Annotated in this window: 14 protein-coding genes and 2 tRNA genes; 10 read left to right on the top strand and 6 right to left on the bottom strand. The window is 70.1% G+C overall.

From position 1 onward, the window contains the following. Positions 1 to 50: 50 nt before the first annotated feature. Positions 51 to 641 carry an HdeD family acid-resistance protein gene (locus AC6JA9_RS22150; RefSeq protein ID WP_141330825.1) on the top strand — a complete coding sequence of 197 codons (591 nt, stop codon included), beginning with the start codon at positions 51 to 53 and terminating at the stop codon, positions 639 to 641. An 85-nt stretch (positions 642 to 726) separates the two neighbouring features. Here AC6JA9_RS22150 and AC6JA9_RS22145 read toward each other — a convergent pair whose 3' ends face one another. The 3 genes from AC6JA9_RS22145 to AC6JA9_RS22135 all read right to left on the bottom strand — a co-directional run bounded on the left by AC6JA9_RS22145 (position 727) and on the right by AC6JA9_RS22135 (position 4,626). After that, positions 727 to 2,466, bottom strand: coding sequence for a response regulator (locus tag AC6JA9_RS22145; RefSeq protein ID WP_223749013.1), 1,740 nt, complete (start codon positions 2,464 to 2,466; stop codon positions 727 to 729). 47 nt (positions 2,467 to 2,513) lie between these two features. Next, positions 2,514 to 3,470 carry a diguanylate cyclase gene (locus AC6JA9_RS22140; protein WP_255653393.1) on the bottom strand — a complete coding sequence of 319 codons (957 nt, stop codon included), beginning with the start codon at positions 3,468 to 3,470 and terminating at the stop codon, positions 2,514 to 2,516. A gap of 406 nt (positions 3,471 to 3,876) precedes the next feature. Continuing rightward, positions 3,877 to 4,626 carry a tetratricopeptide repeat protein gene (locus AC6JA9_RS22135; RefSeq protein ID WP_223749011.1) on the bottom strand — a complete coding sequence of 250 codons (750 nt, stop codon included), beginning with the start codon at positions 4,624 to 4,626 and terminating at the stop codon, positions 3,877 to 3,879. A 96-nt stretch (positions 4,627 to 4,722) separates the two neighbouring features. On the opposite strand from AC6JA9_RS22135, the gene AC6JA9_RS22130 reads away from it, so the two are divergent. The 7 genes from AC6JA9_RS22130 to AC6JA9_RS22100 all read left to right on the top strand — a co-directional run bounded on the left by AC6JA9_RS22130 (position 4,723) and on the right by AC6JA9_RS22100 (position 10,348). Further along, positions 4,723 to 4,808 (top strand) — tRNA-Leu (locus tag AC6JA9_RS22130). A gap of 99 nt (positions 4,809 to 4,907) precedes the next feature. Next, positions 4,908 to 5,579: a response regulator gene (locus tag AC6JA9_RS22125; RefSeq protein ID WP_223749010.1), complete on the top strand. Its 672-nt coding sequence runs from the start codon at positions 4,908 to 4,910 to the stop codon at positions 5,577 to 5,579. A gap of 114 nt (positions 5,580 to 5,693) precedes the next feature. After that, the gene (locus tag AC6JA9_RS22120) at positions 5,694 to 6,974 is read left to right on the top strand and encodes an RsmB/NOP family class I SAM-dependent RNA methyltransferase (RefSeq protein ID WP_497960731.1); all 1,281 of its coding nucleotides are present in this window, start codon (positions 5,694 to 5,696) and stop codon (positions 6,972 to 6,974) included. A gap of 56 nt (positions 6,975 to 7,030) precedes the next feature. Further along, the gene (locus AC6JA9_RS22115; RefSeq protein ID WP_223783326.1) at positions 7,031 to 7,432 is read left to right on the top strand and encodes a hypothetical protein; all 402 of its coding nucleotides are present in this window, start codon (positions 7,031 to 7,033) and stop codon (positions 7,430 to 7,432) included. 55 nt (positions 7,433 to 7,487) lie between these two features. After that, a tRNA-Ala gene (locus AC6JA9_RS22110) sits at positions 7,488 to 7,560 on the top strand. A 362-nt stretch (positions 7,561 to 7,922) separates the two neighbouring features. Beyond that, positions 7,923 to 9,689 carry a TolC family protein gene (locus tag AC6JA9_RS22105; RefSeq protein WP_497957782.1) on the top strand — a complete coding sequence of 589 codons (1,767 nt, stop codon included), beginning with the start codon at positions 7,923 to 7,925 and terminating at the stop codon, positions 9,687 to 9,689. Between the two features lie 53 nt (positions 9,690 to 9,742). Continuing rightward, on the top strand, positions 9,743 to 10,348 hold the full coding sequence (locus tag AC6JA9_RS22100) for an MlaC/ttg2D family ABC transporter substrate-binding protein (protein ID WP_223749006.1): 606 nt from the start codon (positions 9,743 to 9,745) through the stop codon (positions 10,346 to 10,348). Between the two features lie 73 nt (positions 10,349 to 10,421). Here AC6JA9_RS22100 and AC6JA9_RS22095 read toward each other — a convergent pair whose 3' ends face one another. From AC6JA9_RS22095 to AC6JA9_RS22085, 3 genes are read right to left on the bottom strand one after another with little or no spacing between them, the layout of a single operon-like run. Then, the gene (locus AC6JA9_RS22095) at positions 10,422 to 11,414 is read right to left on the bottom strand and encodes an NAD-dependent epimerase/dehydratase family protein (protein ID WP_223783324.1); all 993 of its coding nucleotides are present in this window, start codon (positions 11,412 to 11,414) and stop codon (positions 10,422 to 10,424) included. Between the two features lie 18 nt (positions 11,415 to 11,432). Continuing rightward, positions 11,433 to 12,614 carry a GNAT family N-acetyltransferase gene (locus AC6JA9_RS22090; protein ID WP_223749004.1) on the bottom strand — a complete coding sequence of 394 codons (1,182 nt, stop codon included), beginning with the start codon at positions 12,612 to 12,614 and terminating at the stop codon, positions 11,433 to 11,435. Positions 12,615 to 12,621: 7 nt separating this feature from the next. Beyond that, positions 12,622 to 14,169: an aminotransferase class I/II-fold pyridoxal phosphate-dependent enzyme gene (locus AC6JA9_RS22085; RefSeq protein WP_141324050.1), complete on the bottom strand. Its 1,548-nt coding sequence runs from the start codon at positions 14,167 to 14,169 to the stop codon at positions 12,622 to 12,624. Between the two features lie 433 nt (positions 14,170 to 14,602). Between AC6JA9_RS22085 and AC6JA9_RS22080 the strand changes: the two genes are divergently transcribed. Both AC6JA9_RS22080 and AC6JA9_RS22075 read left to right on the top strand, forming a co-directional pair. Continuing rightward, complete coding sequence (locus AC6JA9_RS22080; RefSeq protein ID WP_497957781.1) at positions 14,603 to 17,116, top strand: efflux RND transporter permease subunit; 2,514 nt, start codon at positions 14,603 to 14,605, stop codon at positions 17,114 to 17,116. Between the two features lie 5 nt (positions 17,117 to 17,121). Further along, positions 17,122 to 18,087, top strand: a complete 966-nt coding sequence (locus AC6JA9_RS22075; protein ID WP_223783376.1) for a phosphatase PAP2 family protein — start codon at positions 17,122 to 17,124, stop codon at positions 18,085 to 18,087. Positions 18,088 to 18,092 lie beyond the last annotated feature (5 nt).

Below are 18,092 nucleotides of genomic sequence, written 5' to 3'. Positions count from 1 at the left end.
GGCACCCATGTTCGCCGCTGAATCCTTTCTCGACGCGGGAGCGGAGCGACATGGATACACAGTTCAGACGTGACCCCATCTCGACCGAAGGAGGAAGAGCCACCTCGGCGGCCTGGGGACCTCTCTTCGTCCTCGGCGTGCTGATGGCGATCCTGGGCCTGGTGGCGTTGGGCTCCTCGTTCATCACGAGCATGGTCTCCGTCATCCTCTTCGGCGCGCTGCTCGCGGGGACGGGCATCGCGGAGATCGTCTCCTCCTTCCGCGTGCGGAAGTCCGGAGGCCCGTTCTGGCTCTACCTGCTCAACGGCGTGCTCTCCACCGTGGTCGGCATCTTCGTCCTCATGAACCCCGCGGCGGGCCTGGGCGCATTGACGCTCCTGCTCGCGGGCTACTTCTTCGCGAGCGGCCTCTTCCACGTGGTGACGTCGCTGATGGACCGCTATCCGAAGTGGGGCTGGGACTTCGCCTACGGCGCCATCTCCATCGCGCTGGGCGTCATCGTCATGGCCCAGTGGCCCATCTCCGCGGTGTGGCTGGTGGGCACCCTGGTGGGCATCTCCATCCTCATGCGCGGCATCGCCCTCATGGCGGGTTCCCTGGAGCTGCGTCGCGCGATGCGGAGCGTCTCCGTGTCGCCCTGACCCCAGGCCGCTGATTCCAGATTGAAAGGGCACGGTGACCGTCTGGCCACCGTGCCCTTGTTCTTCGCGCAGACGCCTCGTGTGACTAATAGGCGGCGTAGCGGTCCGATGCGCCCGTCTCGCTCGGGGGCGGGGGCGCGACCCGCTCGTTCGTGCCGCCGGACGAAGTCAGTCGGCCCGTGAGGATGCGCATCAGCAGCTCCGGGTCCACGGGCTTGGGCAGGAAGGCCTCCGCCCCCGCGTCGAGCGCGCGCTGACGCACGTGGGGCCGGTTCAGCCCGCTCATCACCACCACCCGCGTGTTGCGCGTGAGGGGATGCTGCTTCAAGCCCTCGCACAGCCGCAGCCCATCCACCCAGTGCAGCACGACGTCGAGGACGATGGCCGTCGGAGGTCTGCGCGCCACCGCGCAGAACAGCGCGAGCTCGTCCGCGAAGGCGACGACCTTGGCCCCCGTGCTCTCCAGGAGCGCCGTGAGCGCCTCGCGGGCATCGGCGTCGTCATCCACCACGTAGTACAGGTCCGGCTCCAGCTCCGGGATGGCCAGGGGCACCGGCTCCAGCGACATCCGCAGCCAGTTGCTCATCGTCTCGCGCAGGCCCGCCCAGCGCACGGCCCCCAGCAGGGCCAGCGGCGTGGGAGCGTTCAACCCGAGCACACCACCGCCATGGACGCCCACGGACGTGCGCCGCCCCTTCGCCGCGACGAAGGCGGAGGGCGCCCGCTTGCCGGCGCGCCGCAACCAGCCCACCGCCCGGGCGCCGGCCGACGCGTCCTCCATCAGCTCGCACAGGCCCTCGCGCACATACCGGCGCTCCAGGGCCCCCGCGTCCAATCCCCCATCCAGGAGCGCCACCGCCGCCCGGCTGCACGACGCCAGCGTCTCCGACAGCCCCACCTGCAGCGGATGTCCGAAGGCCGCCGGACCCACGGCAATCTGCCCCGGAGCCACCAGCGTGCGCCCGGGCCCGAAGGGCAGCCGCGTGGTCTCCAGCGCCGCCAGCTCGAAGCCCTCCTCCAGCAGCCCATCCCGCGAGGCCATCATCAGCGCCTGGCACAGGTCGGCCGGCGTCACCGCGGGCCCGAAGGCCAGCGCGTAGACGGAGTCCGCGCCCGGCAGGAGGAACAAGCCATCCACCGTGGGAAGCGGCGCGACCCAGAGCCGCGCCACCGGCGCGATCTCCAGCCGCGACGACGCATGACGCAGCCGAGCCTGCACCGCGGGCATCGTCGGCGCGGGCCGGAAGCCCGGGAAGAAGTGGTCGCCCATGAGGGGCCCCGCACCCCCCGCCAGGGCCACCGCGTGGAAGCGCTCGCCGCCTCCCTGGGCGCGGACCACCAGGGGGCCCGCGCCTCGCACGGACGCCGGCGCATCGGGGGCCGCGGGCTGCCGCTCCACCCGGTCCACGTGCCGCTCGAGGAAGCGCGCGCCCTGGGCGCTGGCCGCCGTGGCCAGCACGTCCCGCACCTGGGCCAGCCCGCCTTGCCCCTGGGGCCAGCCGTCCACCACCCACAGGCCACCGGGAGAGGAGGGGAGCAGCTCGCGCCGCCCCTCGGAGATGATCTCCACGCCGCGCAGCTCGTGGGCGCGCCACTCGGTGGGGATGCGACAGCCCAGCGCGGCCAGCCGCGAGCGACACTCCGGCGTCAGCACGGCGGGCGGCGCGGTGCGCTCCGACAGGCCACCCGAGTAGACGCGCACATCGAGCGTCAGCCCCCGCGCCCTGCCATTGAAGAGCAGCGAGGCCGCCAGCCCCGCACCCGCGATACCGCCTCCGACGACCGCCACCCTCGAACCGCTCGTCAGCCTGTTGCCCAGAATCATCCGCGCCCTCTTGCTTCCCGCCGTCGCCTGCTGCGTCGTGCCCGCGCTCAGTGCCGTTGCACGGAAGGCGCCATGGCCGGACGGCCGAACACCACCACCCGGTCGCGCCCCTCGCGCTTGGCCTCATAGAGGGCCGCGTCGGCGGCCTTCATCAGCCCTTCCGTGTCGCCCCGGGGTGTCTCCAATGTGTGGTCCGCGATGCCCACGCTCACGCTCAACCCGAAGGAGGCGGGGCGGCCGTCGCTCTTCTGCACGCCCACGGAGCGCAGGCCAGAGCGGATGCGCTCGGCGAACACCGCCGCCTCCAGCGCCGTCTGGTGGGGCAGGAGCGCCACGAACTCGTCGCCGCCGAAGCGCGCCGCGAAGTCCGACTCGCGCAGGTTGCCCTTGAGCTGGTTGGCCAGCGCGAGGATGGCCCGGTTGCCCACGTCGTGGCCCATGCCGTCGTTGATGGCCTTCAAGTGGTCCAGGTCGATGATCACCACGCTCAGCGGGTAGCCGTAGCGCTGGGCGCGCCGCAGCTCCTCCTCCAGCCGCACGGTGAGCGCCCGGAAGTTCGCCAGCCCCGTGAGGGCATCCGTCTGGGCGAGGATCTGCAGCCGCCGCTGCTGTTCACTCTGCCGCAGCGCCCGGTCGATCCGTGCCATGAGCTCCCTCGCGCTCGCCGGCTTGTGGATGAAGTCCACCGCGCCCATCTCCAGGCAGCGCTCCAGGGTGGCCTCGTCCGCGTCCCCGGTCAGGAAGATGACCGGCGTGGACTCCGTCCGGGAGTCCTCCTGCAGCGCCTCCAGCACCGCCAGCCCATCCCCGCTGGGCAGGAACCTGTCCAGCAGCACCAGGTCCGGCCGGTGTTCCCTCGCCAGCTCCAACCCCACGCCCGCGTCCGCCGCCCCCAGCACGTCGAAACGCGAGGCGAGCAGATCCGACAGGCTCTCCAGCACGCTCGCGTCGTCCTCGATGACCAGGAGGAGGGACCGCTCCGAGGTGCGCCCTCGCCGTTGCATGAACCTCTCCGCTTCGTTGCGCTCCTGATGATTGGCGGTCCAGAGGTCTCGGATGCCACGCCCCACCAGGTGCTCCCGCCGCCCCTGCGCCCCAGGCGCATCCGCCGCCTCCCGGTCCTGCGAGCACCCACCGCCTCCCGCAACCTTCACCCGAGACCTCCGGCCGCCAAGCCCATCGCCCTTGCCCGACGGGGAGTCACCCCCACCGACGCGCGTGGGCGTGGAGCAAGCTGCATGCCCTCGAGGAGGGCATCCGAGCGGACGTCATTTCAGGGGGTTGCACTCGCGCGCGGCGCCGCCAGCAGGAGCCAGGCGGAAGTCGTTCCAGCGTGCGTCGTGGGGAACCGGTAGGAATTCCCGGGCGGAGGAGGGCGGGGCGCCCTCCACTCCGGCCCGTCGCGGCGGATCAACGTCGGGTAACGAACTGCATGCGCCGGCCACCGCCACCGCCCATGGGGGGCATCATCGGCGGGGTCTCCAGGCCGAACTGCCACCACATGGGCTCGTACGGCTTCATCTTCAGTCGTTTGTCGTTCTGGAGCTGGCCGAGGCTGGCCTTGAGCTTCTCGTCCTTGGGGTTCTCCTCCACCCCGCGACCGAGCACCTTGAGGGCCTCGTCCTTCTCCTTCTTCTGCAGGAGGCACCAGGCGTACACCGCCCAGACGATGGCCTCCTTCTTCCCGCTCTTGGCGGCGGCCTCGAAGGCGGCCTTCATGGCCGGGGTGTCATTGCGCTGGAAGTACAGGGCGCCCTCCATGGCCTTGGCCATGTAGTTGCGCGAGCTGCCCTGCTTGAAGTGGACCAGCGCGCCGTCCAGGTCCTTCACCATGTACTTCAACATTCCAATCTGCGCGTGAATCTCCGGCCCCACCATGAACTGCCACCTGTCGTAGACGAGGCCCTTCTCCAGCGTCTTCACCGCGCGCTCCACCCGGCCCTCGGCGTCCTTCTTGCTCGTGGGCTGGGACTGGAGGTCCGACTGCACCGTCGTCATGAGCGCCTGGATCTGCCCGGCGACCCGGCGGCCCAGGAAGAAGAAGGTGATGACGGCCGCGATGAGGCCCGGGACGAGCCCGGCCCAGATGGAGAAGTTGGCGAGCTTCACCAGCAGCGCGACCACGATTCCCACTGCCAGCGAGATAAGAAGGTTGTACATGCGGGGGCCCTCATAGCGATGTACGTGCAGCACCGCAATCTTCGGATGCATCCGCGCGGCCATCGCGGTATACGTCTGGCCGCTTCACCAACAAACGGCCCTCTGTCGAAATTGGTAGACGAGGCGGACTCAAAATCCGCTGCGGCTGACCCCGCGTCCCGGTTCGAGTCCGGGGAGGGCCACTTCCCACGAGGGGCGGGCTGCCAGCATCCGCTGGGCGGCCCCCCTGCCCGGGAGTGTGGAGGACGAGCTCCCGTCAGGGGCGTCGGAGATACCCCGCGATGAAGGTTCTGCTGGTCGAGGACGACGCGAGCCTCCGGGAAGGGATGGGCGAGTTGATCGCCGACCTGGCGGAGGTCCGCTCGGTGGGCGACGTGGCCCAGGCGCTGGAGGTCCTCTCCCAGGAGCGCTTCGAGCTGGTCCTCACGGACCTGCGCATCGGCGGCAGCGAGGCGGGCGGGCGGGCCGTGCTGGAGGCGGCCCGGAAGGGGCGCCAGGCGGTGGCCATGGTCAGCGCGGCGTCCCCGGATGAGGTGGCGCGGGCGCTGCGTCCCCATGTCCCCGACGGCATCCTGGTGAAGCCCTTCCAGATCGAGGACATCCTCGGGCTGGTGGAGCGCTTCCTCGCCGTGCACCGGGGCGTGGAGGCGGCGTCTCGGGGGACGACGGTTCCCTCGGAGGGAGATTGGGTGGAGTGCTCGCCCGGTGTGCACCTGGCGTCGCCAGGGGGTGGGGCGGGCGGCGCCATCTGGGTGCGGCTGGTGGCGGGCGGCCAGTGGGCCTGGGCGGCGCGGCCGCGGGGACGCGAGGCGGCGCTGCTGCTCGAGGGTGAGCTGGACGTCGAGGGGACGCGCTTCGTGGCCCCGGCGTCATTCTTCGTGGGCGCGGAGGACTCTCCCGAGGTGCGTACGGCCACCGGGTGCCTGGTCATCACGCTCGGCGTGGACGGTTGAAAGGGCAGGTTGGCATCCGTGGACACTGTCTGGCCCACACATCCGCTGGAGGCGGCGCGGCTCGGTCGTCCTTCGAGGCGGGGCGCGACGGCGGCGCTCGAGGCGCACATCGCGGTGTTGCGCGGCGAACCCTTGAAGGCCGCGCTGGCCAATGCGCTGCGCGACGCGGATGGGCTCGGAGGCCAGGAGCGCCGGTTCGCCGCGCTCGTGGTGCGCGAGCTGTCCCGGCATCAGCGCCTGCTGGACCTGGCGGCGAAGCTGTTGGGGCATCCTCCGGGGAAGCTGGTGCTCACGGAGGACCAGGCGCTGGTGCGCTACGCGCTGTGGCGGCGCATCTTCTGTGGTGAGGGCTGGACGCGCATCGGCCCGGAGGTCCGGCTCCCCGGGCCGGTGAGGCCACGCACCCTCAAGGACGAGGTGCTCCAGAAGGTGGTGGAGTCTCCGCTGCCGGAGGCGCCGCTGCCGGACACCCACGCGGAGCGGCTGGCGGTGCGCTACTCGTTCCCCAACTGGCTGGTGCAGAAGCTGGCGCAGGCCTATCCGGAGTTGGTGCTGGAGGGGCTGTTGTCCTCACTCGACGAGGAGCCCGGGCTGCACTTCCGGGTGCGGCCGCCGGGGACTCGCGACGCGGTGCTGGCCGCGCTCCAGGAGGAGGGCGTCGCCGCGGAGGCGGTGCTCGCGGCGCCGGACGCGGTGCGGGTGGTGGACGCGAGCCACCGCATCTTCGAGACGCGGGTGATGAAGACCGGGCGGCTCCAGGTCCAGGACGTGGGCAGCCAGCTGATCTCAGAGGTGTGTCGTCCGGTGGGCGGCTCGCTGCAGGGGCTCACCGTGGCGGATGTCTGCGCGGGCGCGGGCGGCAAGACGCTGGCGCTGGCGGACTTCGTCGGTCCCACGGGGAAGGTGCTCGCGGGAGATCGCTCCCGTCGCCGGCTGGCCGAGGCCCGGGAGCGCGTGCGCCACTTCTCCTTGAGACAGGTGGCCTTCCCCCATCCGCTGCCGCTGTCGGAGGCGGACGTGCTGCTGATCGACGCGCCGTGCAGCGGGACGGGCTCGCTGGCGCGCGAGCCGGATCAGAAGTGGAAGCTGAACGCGGCGGAGATCGCCAAGTACCAGACGACCCAGTCGGAGCTGCTCGACGAGGTGAGTCGTCAGGCGAAGCACGGGGCGCTGGTGGTCTACGCCACGTGCTCGGTGCTGCCGGACGAGGACGAGGCCGTCGTCGAGGGCTTCCTCGCGAAGCACCCGGAGTTCACGCTGGAGCCGGTGGCGGACGTGCTCGGAGCGGAACGGGCGGCGCTCGCCGCCCAGGGGCCGTACCTCAAGGCGTTGCCTCCTCGCGTGCCCGGGGGCGGCTTCTTCGCGGCGCGGCTCCGCCGGACCGGGCAGGGTTGACAGTCCACGAGGCCACACGCTACGCCAGCGTAGGTCCTTCAAGGGGTGTCACCGACGTGCCGGCCGACCCGAAGCAGTCCGAGGTGGTGAAGCAGATCAACGAGGCCTTCCAGGCGGCGCAGGCCCGACTGGCGCAGCTGCGCGAGGCGGTGGAGCGCAACTCGGACCTGGCCCGGGCGAACGCCAAGGCCACGGTGCTGAAGGACCAGAAGGAGCGCGCCTTCAAGGAACTCGGCGAGGTCGTCTACCGGCAGATCCAGAAGGGCAGGCTGGAGCTGCCGGCCGGCTTCGCGTCCGCGCTCAAGGCCATCGAGGCCGCCGAGCAGGCGGCCGAGGCGCACGCGCGCGAGCTGACGGACATCCTCCGGGAAGGGGAAGAAGTCGCTGAGCGGTTGAAGGTTGGAAAAAACGCACCGAAGCCGCAAACAGTTCTTGGCCCTGGGAGCAAGAGGCGGTAGAAGGCACCCACTTTCGACGTCAGGCCGCTCCCCAAGGCGGCCGGCAGCAAAAGACGGGGCTATAGCTCAGCTGGGAGAGCGCTTGAATGGCATTCAAGAGGTCACCGGTTCGATCCCGGTTAGCTCCACTCTGAAGTAGGAAGGCCCGCCTGGGAAACCCGGCGGGCCTTTTTCATTTCCGGCGGGCGTCGCGAGGCGCGTGGACGGCTCGCTCGCGCGGCCACTCCGCGGGCCCTTTGTTCCCGAGCCACCGGATGTGTCACCGCGACGGTTGGCTCACGTCGCTCCGGTTCGGATGTCCCGCAGAAATCACCGCTGCGTTTTGCTTCATCACGCATCTGTCGGTGCGACGGCGTGGTGCGGGACAGGGGCGCGCGTTGACGGGCGACTCTCGACAGCGAACGAAGTTGGTCAATGACTGGGCGTCGGCGAACGAAGATGCTGCGCCGTCGTTGGGTTCTCGGGTATGGGGCCCGCACGAGGCCGAGTGATGCGCAGACACCTGGATCGAGGCGTGACAGTGGCGCTGGTGCTCGCGGCCGGGATGTCGGCCGCGCAGTTCACACCGGGCTCAGCGGGGCAGGGTGGCGGTTCGACGCCAGGGACGACGGGGACCGGCACGACGTCCGGCACCTCCGGCACGGGCACCACGGGTGGCGCGTCTGGGACTCCGACGACCTCGGGCACGGGCACGGCGACACCGACTCCGGGGACTGGCTCCGCGGCGCCTGGTGTCTCGGGGCCGCAGACGCCCGCGCCGCCGACGGGCGCCGGTGGCGGCACGCTTCCTCCGGGGCCTCCGACAATTGCTCCCGAGTCGGTGGACTCGGCATCGACGCCCTCCGGCGGACGGACGGTGTCTCCGGCTCCGATGAAGGAGCCCGCGCGCGAGGCCCAGCAGGTGAAGCAGGGCGTCGCCAACGTGCCCGACACACAGGCCCCGCGGAAGGCCGGTCCGTTGACGCTGGCTCAGCTGGTGGAGCGCGCGCGCACGTCTGATTTGCGGGTGGAGGAGGCCTCCGCGGAGCTGCGCAAGTTCGAGGCGCTCTACAAGCAGGCGCGGTGGGCCTGGTTCCCCAAGTTCGAAATCACCGTGGGCATGGGCGGCCCCATCCCCGAGGCGCGCAACGATGGCCTCGGCGGCCCGCCCACCACCAAGGCCTCGCTCGAGGGAGACCTCGACTTCGGCAAGGTGGGCGTGACGGTATTCTCCAACGGCAACGCGGTGTTGCCCATCTACACCTTCGGCAAGCTGTCCGCGCTGGAGAAGGCCGGGGCCCAAGGGCCCATCCTCGGCGCGGCGCTGCGTGAGCGTGTGCGGGACGAGGTCGGCTTCCAGGCCGCGCAGGCGTACTACAGCTATCAGCTGGCGCGCGCCGGCCTCCAGCAGATGGAGGAGGTGTCCAAGCGCCTGGAGGACGCCGCCGAGAAGATCGCCGCGCTCCTGAAGGAGGAGTCGCCGCAGGTGGCCCAGGTGGACACGTACAAGGTCCGCTTCTTCCGGCAGGTGGTGGAGGCGCGCAAGGCGGACGTCATCCAGGGGCGCGCGCTCGCGATGACGGCCATCGGCCTGCTCGCCAACGCGCCGCCGGGCGAGGAGGTCGCCGTCGTCGAGGAGGACCTGCCGCTCGAGGACGAGGTGCAGCCCCCGTCGCTGGAGCGCGCGCTGGAGCTGGCCGAGCAGTACCGCCCCGAGCTCGCCGCGGTCGCCGCCGGCATCGTCGCGCGCGAGTCCGAAGTGTTGATTCGCGAGCGGAGCTACTTCCCGGACTTCGGCCTCGCGGGCTTCTACGATTTGCGCTTCACGACCAGCGCGACGCGGCAGCGCAGCCCCTTCGCGTATGACCCCTACAACGACCGGACCGCGGGCGTCGGCCTGGTGATGCGGGGGACGTTCGACATCCCCATCAAGGACGCGCAGCTGGACCAGGCGCGCGCGGAGCTCGACAAGCTGCGCGCCCAGGAGAAGCAGATCCACGCCGCCATCCGCCTGGAGGTGACCAAGGTCCACGGCGAGCTGGTGGCCGCGTGGGCCAAGGCCAAGGCCTTCACGGACGCGGAGAAGAGCGCCCGTCGCTGGGTGACCTCCGCCTTCGCCGCCTTCGACCTGGGCACCGGGGAGACGAGAGACCTGGTGGACGCCTTCACCGCCTATGCGCAGGTTACAGGCGACCGGGCGAAGAGCTGGTTCGACGTCCGGTTGGGAATGGCGGCCCTCTCTCGTGTCACCGGGACGCCCCCGGCCCTGCGTGAATAATCGGGGCCACGCGCCTGTCCGCTGTATCGACCTTCTGCACGGAGCCGAAAACCATGATTGCTTCCCTGCTCGCCGCAACCCTGCTGGCCGCGGCGCCCACGCCCCTCACCGTCGTCAAGTCCGGGAACGCGGATGTCCAGAAGGCGGCCAATGCTCCCGGCGCCACCGTCGAGTCGCTCGCCAGCGTCGTCGAGAAGTTCGTCGACTTCCAGGAGCTGGCCAGGCGCGCCCTGGGTGACAAGACGTGGGACTCGCTCACGCCCGCCCAGCGCAAGGACTTCTCCGAGACGATGACGGGCCTGCTTCGCGCCTCCTACGCCCAGAAGGCCATCGGCCAGGCCCAGGCGGACGTGAAGTACGGCAAGGAGACCATCAAGGACTCCGAGGCCACCGTCGACACGACGCTCACCCTCAAGAAGGACCAGATCCCCGTCGACTATCGCCTCTACAAGGTGAAGAACGACTGGCGCATCTACGACGTCGTCACCGATGAGGTGTCCCTCGTGGACACGTACAAGGGCCAGTTCCAGAAGCTGCTGAGCACCAAGGGGTTCGACGGCCTGCTCTCCACGCTGAAGACCAAGCGGGCTCAGCTGGAGAAGGAGAACGCGGCCCAGTCCGCCAAGGGCACCGGCGGCTCCGCGGCGCCCGCGAAGTGAGCTGAACACAGCTCGCGCTGACTTCGGGCCGGGGCTCCTCGAAAGAGAGCCTCGGCCTTCGTCGTTCCAGGGCTCAGGCGTGGCCGTAGGACGCGAGCGTCCCGACGAGTCCCTGGTCCAGGGGGATGGTGGGCGCGAAGCCCAGCTCCTGGGTGGCGCGCTCGGTGGTGCACGTCCACGCGGCGCACTTCATCTCCCGAACCTTGTCGCGGTTGAGGATGGGCACGGTGCCGCGCAGGCGGGCCATGGCCTCGGAGCCCAGGCCCAGGAAGTATCCGACGGTGTCGGGCACGGGCAGCACGGTGGGGGGCCTGCGGCCCAGGGCCCGGGCCACCGCGGCGCAGACGTCCTCCCAGGTGTACTCGCGACCGTCGGACACGGTGTACACACCGCGCGCCGCGTCGGCCTTGTCGAGCGTCGGGCCGCGCTCGGCGGCCGCGAGCAGCGCGGTGTTCAGGTCATCCACGTGGATGAGCGAGTAGCGCTTGGGGCCGAAGCCGCTCTTCAGCGCGAAGCCGCTCTTCGCCATGGGGATGACGGAGGGGATGAACTCCACGTCGCCCGGCCCGTAGACCATGGGCGGACGGACGATGACGGACGGCACCTTGTCCGCCAGCTCGCGCACGGCCTCCTCGCCCCCCAGCTTGCTGCGGCCGTAGGTGGAGACGGGGGCCGGCGGGTCCTCCTCGCGACGGGGGCGCTCGGGGGTGGACGGGCCCGCCGCGGCGAGCGACGAGCAGTAGACGAGCCGGGGCGGGTGGGGCAGGGCGGCCATGGCCTCGGCGAGGCGGCGGGTGCCGTTGGCGTTGCCCTCGAAGTAGCCCGCGGGCTCCCGGGCCTTGGTGACGCCGGCCAGGTGCAGCACGCAGTCCACGTCGCGCACGGCCTCGGTGAGCCCCTCTCCCGTGGTCAGATCCCCCACGGCGAACCGGGCGCCGAGCGCCGCCAGCGCGTCGCGACGCGAGCTGGGACGCACGAGCACGGTGAGCGAGTCGCCTCGCTCGACGATGCGGCTCGCGAGCCGCTGGCCGATGAAGCCGGTGCCACCGGTGAGCAGGAAACGCACGGCGAGGACTCCCTGGGGTTACAGCGAACGCTGGTAGAGGCGGTACGTCTTCGAGCGCTTGCCGCCCATCGACTCGATGGCGCGGTTGACGAGGTGGTTGTCCTCGAGCGTCCAGGAGATCTCCCCGCCCGAGTAGCCCAGACGGTGCGCGGTGCGCAGCGTGTCCAGGTACAGGATGGCGTCCAGGCCCCGGCGCCGGTAGCCCTCCTTGATGCCGAGGGTGATGAGGCGCAGCCGGTGGATGCGGCGCGAGGCCAACAGCATCTTCGTCAGGCCGATGGGCAGCCCGAAGGTGGTCAGGCGCCCGTTGGCGGCCTTGAGGGCCACGTTGGCGTCCGGCAGCGTCATGGAGAAGGCCACCGGCTCCCCCTTCACCTCGGCGATGAGCACCAGCTCCGGCCGGACGATGGTCTTCATCTCCTTGGCCAGGTGGTCGAACTCCTTGTCGGTGAAGGGCACGAAGCCCCAGTTCTTCTCCCAGGCGGAGTTGTAGATCTCCCGGATGCGCTCGACCTCGGCGGGGAAGTCCTTGAGGTTCACCGCGCGCACGGTGATGCCCTCGCGCTGCCGCATCTTCTCAGCGATGCGCACCACCTTCTCCGGCGGCTCCGCGGACGAGGACAGATCGAAGGCGAACAGGTCCTTCGCCTTCACCAGCCCGCACGCCTCCAGCAGCGTGGCGAAGTAGGGCGGGTTGTACGGCATCATGATGGCCGGGGGTGACTCGTATCCCTCGATGAGCAGGCCCCAGTCCTGGTTGGACGAGAAGTTGGCCGGACCGATCATGCTGTCCAGCCCGCGCTCCTTCAGCCACGATGCCGCGGCGTCCAGGAGCAGCCGCGCGATGCCCGCGTCGTTCACGCACTCGAAGAGGCCGAAGAAGCCCTCCTTCGTGCCGTGGATCTCCTGGTGCCGGGGGTTGCGGATGGCGGCGATGCGGCCCACCACGTCCTGGCCTCGCCACGCGAGGAACAGCTCCACCTCGCCGTACTCGAAGAAGGGGTTCTTCTTCGGGTCCAGGAAGTCCTTGCGCTCCATCTCCAGCGGAGGGACCCAGTTCGGGTCCCCCGTGTAGAGCGAGAACGGGAAGCGGATGAACGTCATCCGCGCCGCGGCGTCCCGCACGGGCGTCACCAGGACGTCCGAGGGGAGGGGCGGAAGGGCGGGCTGGACTGCGGGCGGCTCGGCGGGCAGGGCCATGGTGGAATCAGGTCCTCTCGGCGGAGTTGCCGTCGGTGCCGTTCTTCAGGAAGAAGTGCGCGCCCTTCTCCAGCAGGAAGCCGGGCAGCTCGCCGCGCTTCTCCCACAGCTTCATGGGCGCGGCGCGCAGCTGGCGCAGGTCCTCCGGCTGCAGGTTCGCCGCGCGCCAGGTGAGTTGCTCCACCGCGTCGAAGATCTTCCCGGCCACCTCGCGCGACGACATGCGCGACAGCTGGTCCAGGGTGATGCCGCCCTTGTCCGCCAGGAGGCCCGCGGAGCCCGCCGCCCACTTCTCGCTCGCCTTGTTGGAGCGCACGGACGTGCCCGGGCGGGCGATCTGCACCGGCTCGTACACCGTGGGGCGCGTCTGCGGAATCACGTTCAGCTTGCGGCCGATGGTCTCGAAGGTGTCCAGCACACGGTCCAGCTGCGCGTCCGTGTGCGTGGCCATGAACGAGGTGCGGATGAGCGCGTGGCCCGCCTCCACCGCCGGCGGAATCACCGGGTTGGCGAAGACGCCCGCCTCGTGCAGCGCGCGCCAGAAGCGGAAGCACTTCGTCTGGTCGCCGATGTGCACGGGGACGACGGGCGTCACGGACACGCCGGTGTCGAAGCCCATGGCGCGGAAGCCGTTGTGCATCTTCTCCGCGATGTCCAGCAGGCGCGCGCGGCGCTGGGGCTCCGCCTCGATGATCTCCAGCGACTTGAGCGCCGAGGCGATGGACGCCGGCGTCATGGACGCGGAGAAGATGACCGAGCGCGACTTGTGCTTGATGTAGTTGATGACGTCGAACGGGCCGGCCAGCACGCCGCCCAGCGACGCGAAGCTCTTGGAGAACGTCCCCATCACGAGGTCCGTCTCCTTCTCCAGGCCGAAGTACTCGGAGGTGCCCCGGCCCTTCTCGCCCAGCACGCCCATGGCGTGGGCGTCATCCGTCATCACCCGGGCGTTGTACTGCTTCGCCAGCTCCACGATGCGCGGCAGGTTGCAGACGTCTCCCTCCATGGAGAAGACGCCGTCGGTGATGATGATCTTCCCGGCGTTGGGATCGGCCTGGGACAACAGCTGCTCCAGGTGGTCCATGTCGTTGTGGCGGAACTTGCGCTCCGTGGAGAACGACAGCCGGATGCCGTCCACCAGCGACGCGTGGTTCTGGCGATCACTGAAGACGATGTCGTGGCGGCCCAGGATGGAGGACAGCGCCAGGTTCGTCTGGAAGCCGGTGGAGATGACCACCGCGGCCTCGCGGTTGAGGAACTTGGCCAGCCGTCCCTCGAGCTCCTCGTGCAGCGCCAGCGTGCCGTTGAGCAGACGCGAGCCCGAGCACGTGGTGCCGAACTTCTCCGTCGCCTTGATGGCGGCTTCCTTGACGCGCGGGTCCGCGGACAGGCCCAGATAGTTGTTGGAGCCGACCATGATCACCCGCTTGCCCTCGATCTCCACCTCGGTGGCGCCGTGCGACGCCTCGATGACGCGGAAATAGGGGTAGAGGCCGGTGGCCTTCGCGATGCGGTAGTCCTTCCAATTGCTGCACTTGTCGAAGACGTCGCTCATGGTGCTCTTTCTGTAGGCCTGCGTCGGGGGAGGGTTTGGGCCTCTTCAGGAGAGGCGGAGTGCGGCACTGCGGTCGCCACTCACCATGCAGGGCTCGTTCCCGAGCCGGGGGCAACCATGCGCCCGACGACCTCCCTCGGGGGACGCGGGGCCGTGAATAAAGAGGCCGAGGGGCAGTGTCAAGGCGCGGACCGTTGCTTGGGACCCTTGCGAGAGGGGCCAAAAGTCCCCTCGGCTTGACAGCACCGTTGCATTGGTGGCACCCCGCCGACGCAGACCGTCTTCCAGTGGATAATGGGAAGCGAGGTCGCCCGCCCGCCTTCGTGCGCAAGCAGCCGACCCAGGGACGGAAGGCTTTCCGGTCGCCCGTTGTTTGAGGGGGCTACGACTGGCCGGGAATTTGCTATGCCCGGCGAAAATCGAGGAGTGGACGGTGGCCAGGTCTCTGCGGCAACGGTGGTTCGAGGGGTTCATCCAGACGGCGGTCTCCCGGCCCTGGTACGTGCTGCTGATCTCCGCATTGCTGGCCGCCGGCGGTATGGCACTGGCGTCGCGGTTGGAGTTCCGTGGTTCATTCGTCGAGCTGCTCCCGCAGGGTGCCCGCGAAGTCCAGGACCTGACACGCGTGTCACAGAAGGCGGGTGGGGACGGGTACCTGGTCATCGTCGCGAAGGGAGACACACCCGAGCGGCTGAAGGCTTACGCGCGCGAGCTGAAGGGACGGCTCGAGGCGCTCCCCGAGGTGCGCTACGTCGAGCACAGCTACGATGTGGAGTTCTTCAAGCGCCACGCGCTGTGGCTCCTGCCCGCGGAGACGCTGGCGGAGCTGCGCGCGGACCTCTCGGCGCGGGTGCGCTACGAGCGGCAGCAGGCCAATCCCTTCTATATCGACCTGGGGGCCACGCCTCCGCCGCCCACGTTCGAGGAGATTGCCCGGAAGCACTCGCCCAACGCGCCGGTGCACGAGTCCCTGGCGAACGCGGACGGCACCGAGGTCTACCTGATGCTCAAGCCCATGGGCACCGCGGGGGACCTGGACTTCGCGCGTCGCTTCGTGGAGCTGGCGCTGGGCACGGGGCGCACGCTGGCCTCGGAGCGCTACCCGGCGGTGAAGCTGGAGGCGACGGGCAACTTCCAGAACCGCATCGAAGAGGACGCGGTGATGCGCGGTGATTTGTCGCGCGCCGGCACGCTGTCCGCGCTCATCGCCATCGGCCTCATCCTGCTGGCCACCCGGCGCATCGCGGCGCTGGCGGTGGTGGGCCTGCCCGTCGTCGTCGGCCTGTTGATGACGTTCGGCATCGCGTGGCTCGCCATCGGCCACCTCAACGTGGTGACGGGCTTCCTGGTCGCCATCCTCATCGGCCTGGGCATCGAGTACGGCGTGCACCTGTGCATGCGCTACTGGGAGGAGCGGCGCACCCGCTCCGCGCGCGACGCGCTGGCCACCGCCGTGGGCGGCACCTTCAGCGGGGCGATGACGTCCGCGGTGACGAACGCGGCGGCGTTCTTCGTGCTGATGCTGGCGCAGTTCCACGCCTTCAACCAGTTCGGCTTCCTGGCGGGGCTGGGCGTGCTGCTCGCGGTGCTGGCGGCCTATGCGCTGGGGCCCTCGCTGCTGGCCATCGCGGAGCGGCTGCGTCCAGCCCGCGTGGACGCGGCGCCCGCCTCCGAGGTCGCCGCCCCCGTGGTGGCGCCGTCGAAGCCCGAGCGGGAGTGGCGCCGGTGGCCCACGTCCGTCCTCGTCGTGCTCGCGCTGGCCGTGGTGGGCTTCGCCGCGTTCTCCGTCTCCATCGCGCCCCGGCTGGGCTTCGAGACGGACATGCGCAAGCTGAAGGGGGACTCCCCCGCGTCGCGGCTGGATGACCACGTCACCGAACAGCTGGGCCAGCCGCTCAACCCCGCCATCTTCCTGGTGGACGACCTGGGGCAGGCGGCGAAGGTCGAGCAGGTCATCGCCGAGGTGAAGCAGAAGAACGGCGCCGACTCGGTGTTCCTGCGCACGACCTCCTTGAACGACCTGGTGCCCGGAGACGTGGAGCGCCGGGGCGCGGAGATTGGCGGCATCCGCACGCTGCTGCACGGCCTGCCCGAGGCGGCGTACGAGGATCCGCGCCTCAAGGAGTTCCAGGGGATGGTGGAGGCGAAGCCGTATGGGCTGGACTCGCTGCCCGTGGAGGTGCGCCGCCGGTTCGAGGCCACGGACGGGCAGGGCACCTTCCTGCTGCTGTTCCCCTCCGTGTCGAACTACGACACCAAGGACCTCACGCGCTGGGCGGCGCAGATCGACCAGGTGGTGGAGGGCGCGAAGGCGGCGGGCGTGGAGATGGCGGTGCTGGACAGCAACCGCATCGCCTCGCGCATCTTCGCGCTGGTGAGCGCGGACGGCCCGCTCATCCTCTGGGCGGCCGCGGCGGCGGTGTTCCTGGTCATCCTGGTGAGCCTGCGCAGCGTGAAGCGGACGCTGCTGGTGACGGGGCCGCTGTTCCTGGGCATGACGTGCCTGGCGGGCGGCATGTACCTCTTCGACGTGCAGCTCAACTTCATCAACGCGGTGGTGCTGCCCAACCTGCTGGCCATCGCGGTGGACAACTCCGTGCACCTGTATCACCGGTACGAGGAGGAGGGCCCCGGCTCGCTCGGCAAGGTGGTGCGGCACACGGGGCTGGCGGCCGTGGTCGCCACGCTGTCGAACGCGGCCGGGTACGGTGCGCTGCTCGTCGCCAACCACCAGGGCCTGCGCAGCATCGGACAGATTGCGCTCCTCGGGGTCGTGTGCACCTTTCTGGGGACCACAGTGTTCTTCCCCGCGCTGCTTGCCCTCCTGGAGCGCTGGAAGGGGCGCAAGGGCCTGCTCGTCACCCAAGAGGGCGCGGTCGTCCGGAGTCTCGATCTCGACGCGGCCACCTCCGAGGTGGGGGCGTCGGGGGAGCGGAAATCGGCGTGAGTCTCTTGAATGCCCAGGGGCTGCGTGGCTCCGTCCCGTTGAAGGGTTCCCGCGAGGCGCAGGTCCGACTCGGGCCCGTGGACCTCATCATCGTCATCGCCTGTTCGCTCGCGGCGCTGGTGCTGCTCGGCCCCGGGCGGTGGACGCTGGGGTCGCTCCACCATGTCTGGCTGTTCGCCTCGATGGCGGCGGGCCCGCTGGTGCTGCGCACGCTCGAGTCGCGCTTCCCGACGCAGCGGTGGCTGACCGTCCTGGCGGACTTCTGGTTGCTGCCCGTGGCGGTGCTCACGCACGGCTGGCTCACCCCCGTGGTGGACACGCTCAACCCGTTCCTGCGGGACGCGCAGCTGGTGGCCGCGGACCAGCGCATCTTCGGGTTCCAGGCCTCCGTGGTGCTGGCGAACGTCATCCCCGGCTGGCTCAACGACGTGCTGCTCATCTGCTACTACGGCCACTTCGTGTGGCCGCTGGTGCTGGGCATCGGCCTGTACCGGCGCGCGCGCGGCGCCTCGCCGGAGTTCGACGAGTACCTGTTGGGGCTGGGGCTGCTGTTCATCCTGAACTACTCGGCGTACTCGTTGGTGCCGGCCGTGGGGCCGCGCTACTTCTTCGTCGACGCGTTCGATGCGCCGCTGCAGGGCACGCTGACGCCGTGGCTGGACTCGCTGATGCGCAGGCCCGTCTTCGCGCGGGACTGCTTCCCCTCGGGGCACACGGGCACCACGCTGCTGGTGCTCTTCTATGCGTGGCGGTTCTCCCGGAAGGTGTTCTGGGTGATGTTGCTGCCGGGCCTGGGGCTCATCTTCGCGACGCTCGCCGGGCGCTTCCACTACGCCACCGACTTGTTGTGCGCGGTGCCCCTGGTGATGGTGGTGGTGGGCATGGCCACGGCGCTGACGCGGGCGGCGCGGCATCGCGAGAGCGAGAGGGCCGCGCGTTCCGTCCCGGTGGACGCTATCCTGCGCCCCTGAGCACG

The sequence above is a fragment of the Myxococcus sp. MH1 genome (assembly GCF_059738865.1).
This window is presented reverse-complemented; position numbering and strand designations above follow the sequence as displayed.

What these genes read in the sequence shown, in the direction of transcription:
- AC6JA9_RS22150 (WP_141330825.1), top strand. Translation starts at nt 51, where the DNA reads ATGGATACACAGTTCAGACGTGACCCCATCTCGACCGAAGGAGGAAGA.
- AC6JA9_RS22145 (WP_223749013.1), bottom strand. Translation starts at nt 2,466, where the DNA reads ATGATTCTGGGCAACAGGCTGACGAGCGGTTCGAGGGTGGCGGTCGTC.
- AC6JA9_RS22140 (WP_255653393.1), bottom strand. Translation starts at nt 3,470, where the DNA reads ATGCAACGGCGAGGGCGCACCTCGGAGCGGTCCCTCCTCCTGGTCATC.
- AC6JA9_RS22135 (WP_223749011.1), bottom strand. Translation starts at nt 4,626, where the DNA reads ATGTACAACCTTCTTATCTCGCTGGCAGTGGGAATCGTGGTCGCGCTG.
- AC6JA9_RS22125 (WP_223749010.1), top strand. Translation starts at nt 4,908, where the DNA reads ATGAAGGTTCTGCTGGTCGAGGACGACGCGAGCCTCCGGGAAGGGATG.
- AC6JA9_RS22105 (WP_497957782.1), top strand. Translation starts at nt 7,923, where the DNA reads ATGCGCAGACACCTGGATCGAGGCGTGACAGTGGCGCTGGTGCTCGCG.
- AC6JA9_RS22100 (WP_223749006.1), top strand. Translation starts at nt 9,743, where the DNA reads ATGATTGCTTCCCTGCTCGCCGCAACCCTGCTGGCCGCGGCGCCCACG.
- AC6JA9_RS22090 (WP_223749004.1), bottom strand. Translation starts at nt 12,614, where the DNA reads ATGGCCCTGCCCGCCGAGCCGCCCGCAGTCCAGCCCGCCCTTCCGCCC.
- AC6JA9_RS22085 (WP_141324050.1), bottom strand. Translation starts at nt 14,169, where the DNA reads ATGAGCGACGTCTTCGACAAGTGCAGCAATTGGAAGGACTACCGCATC.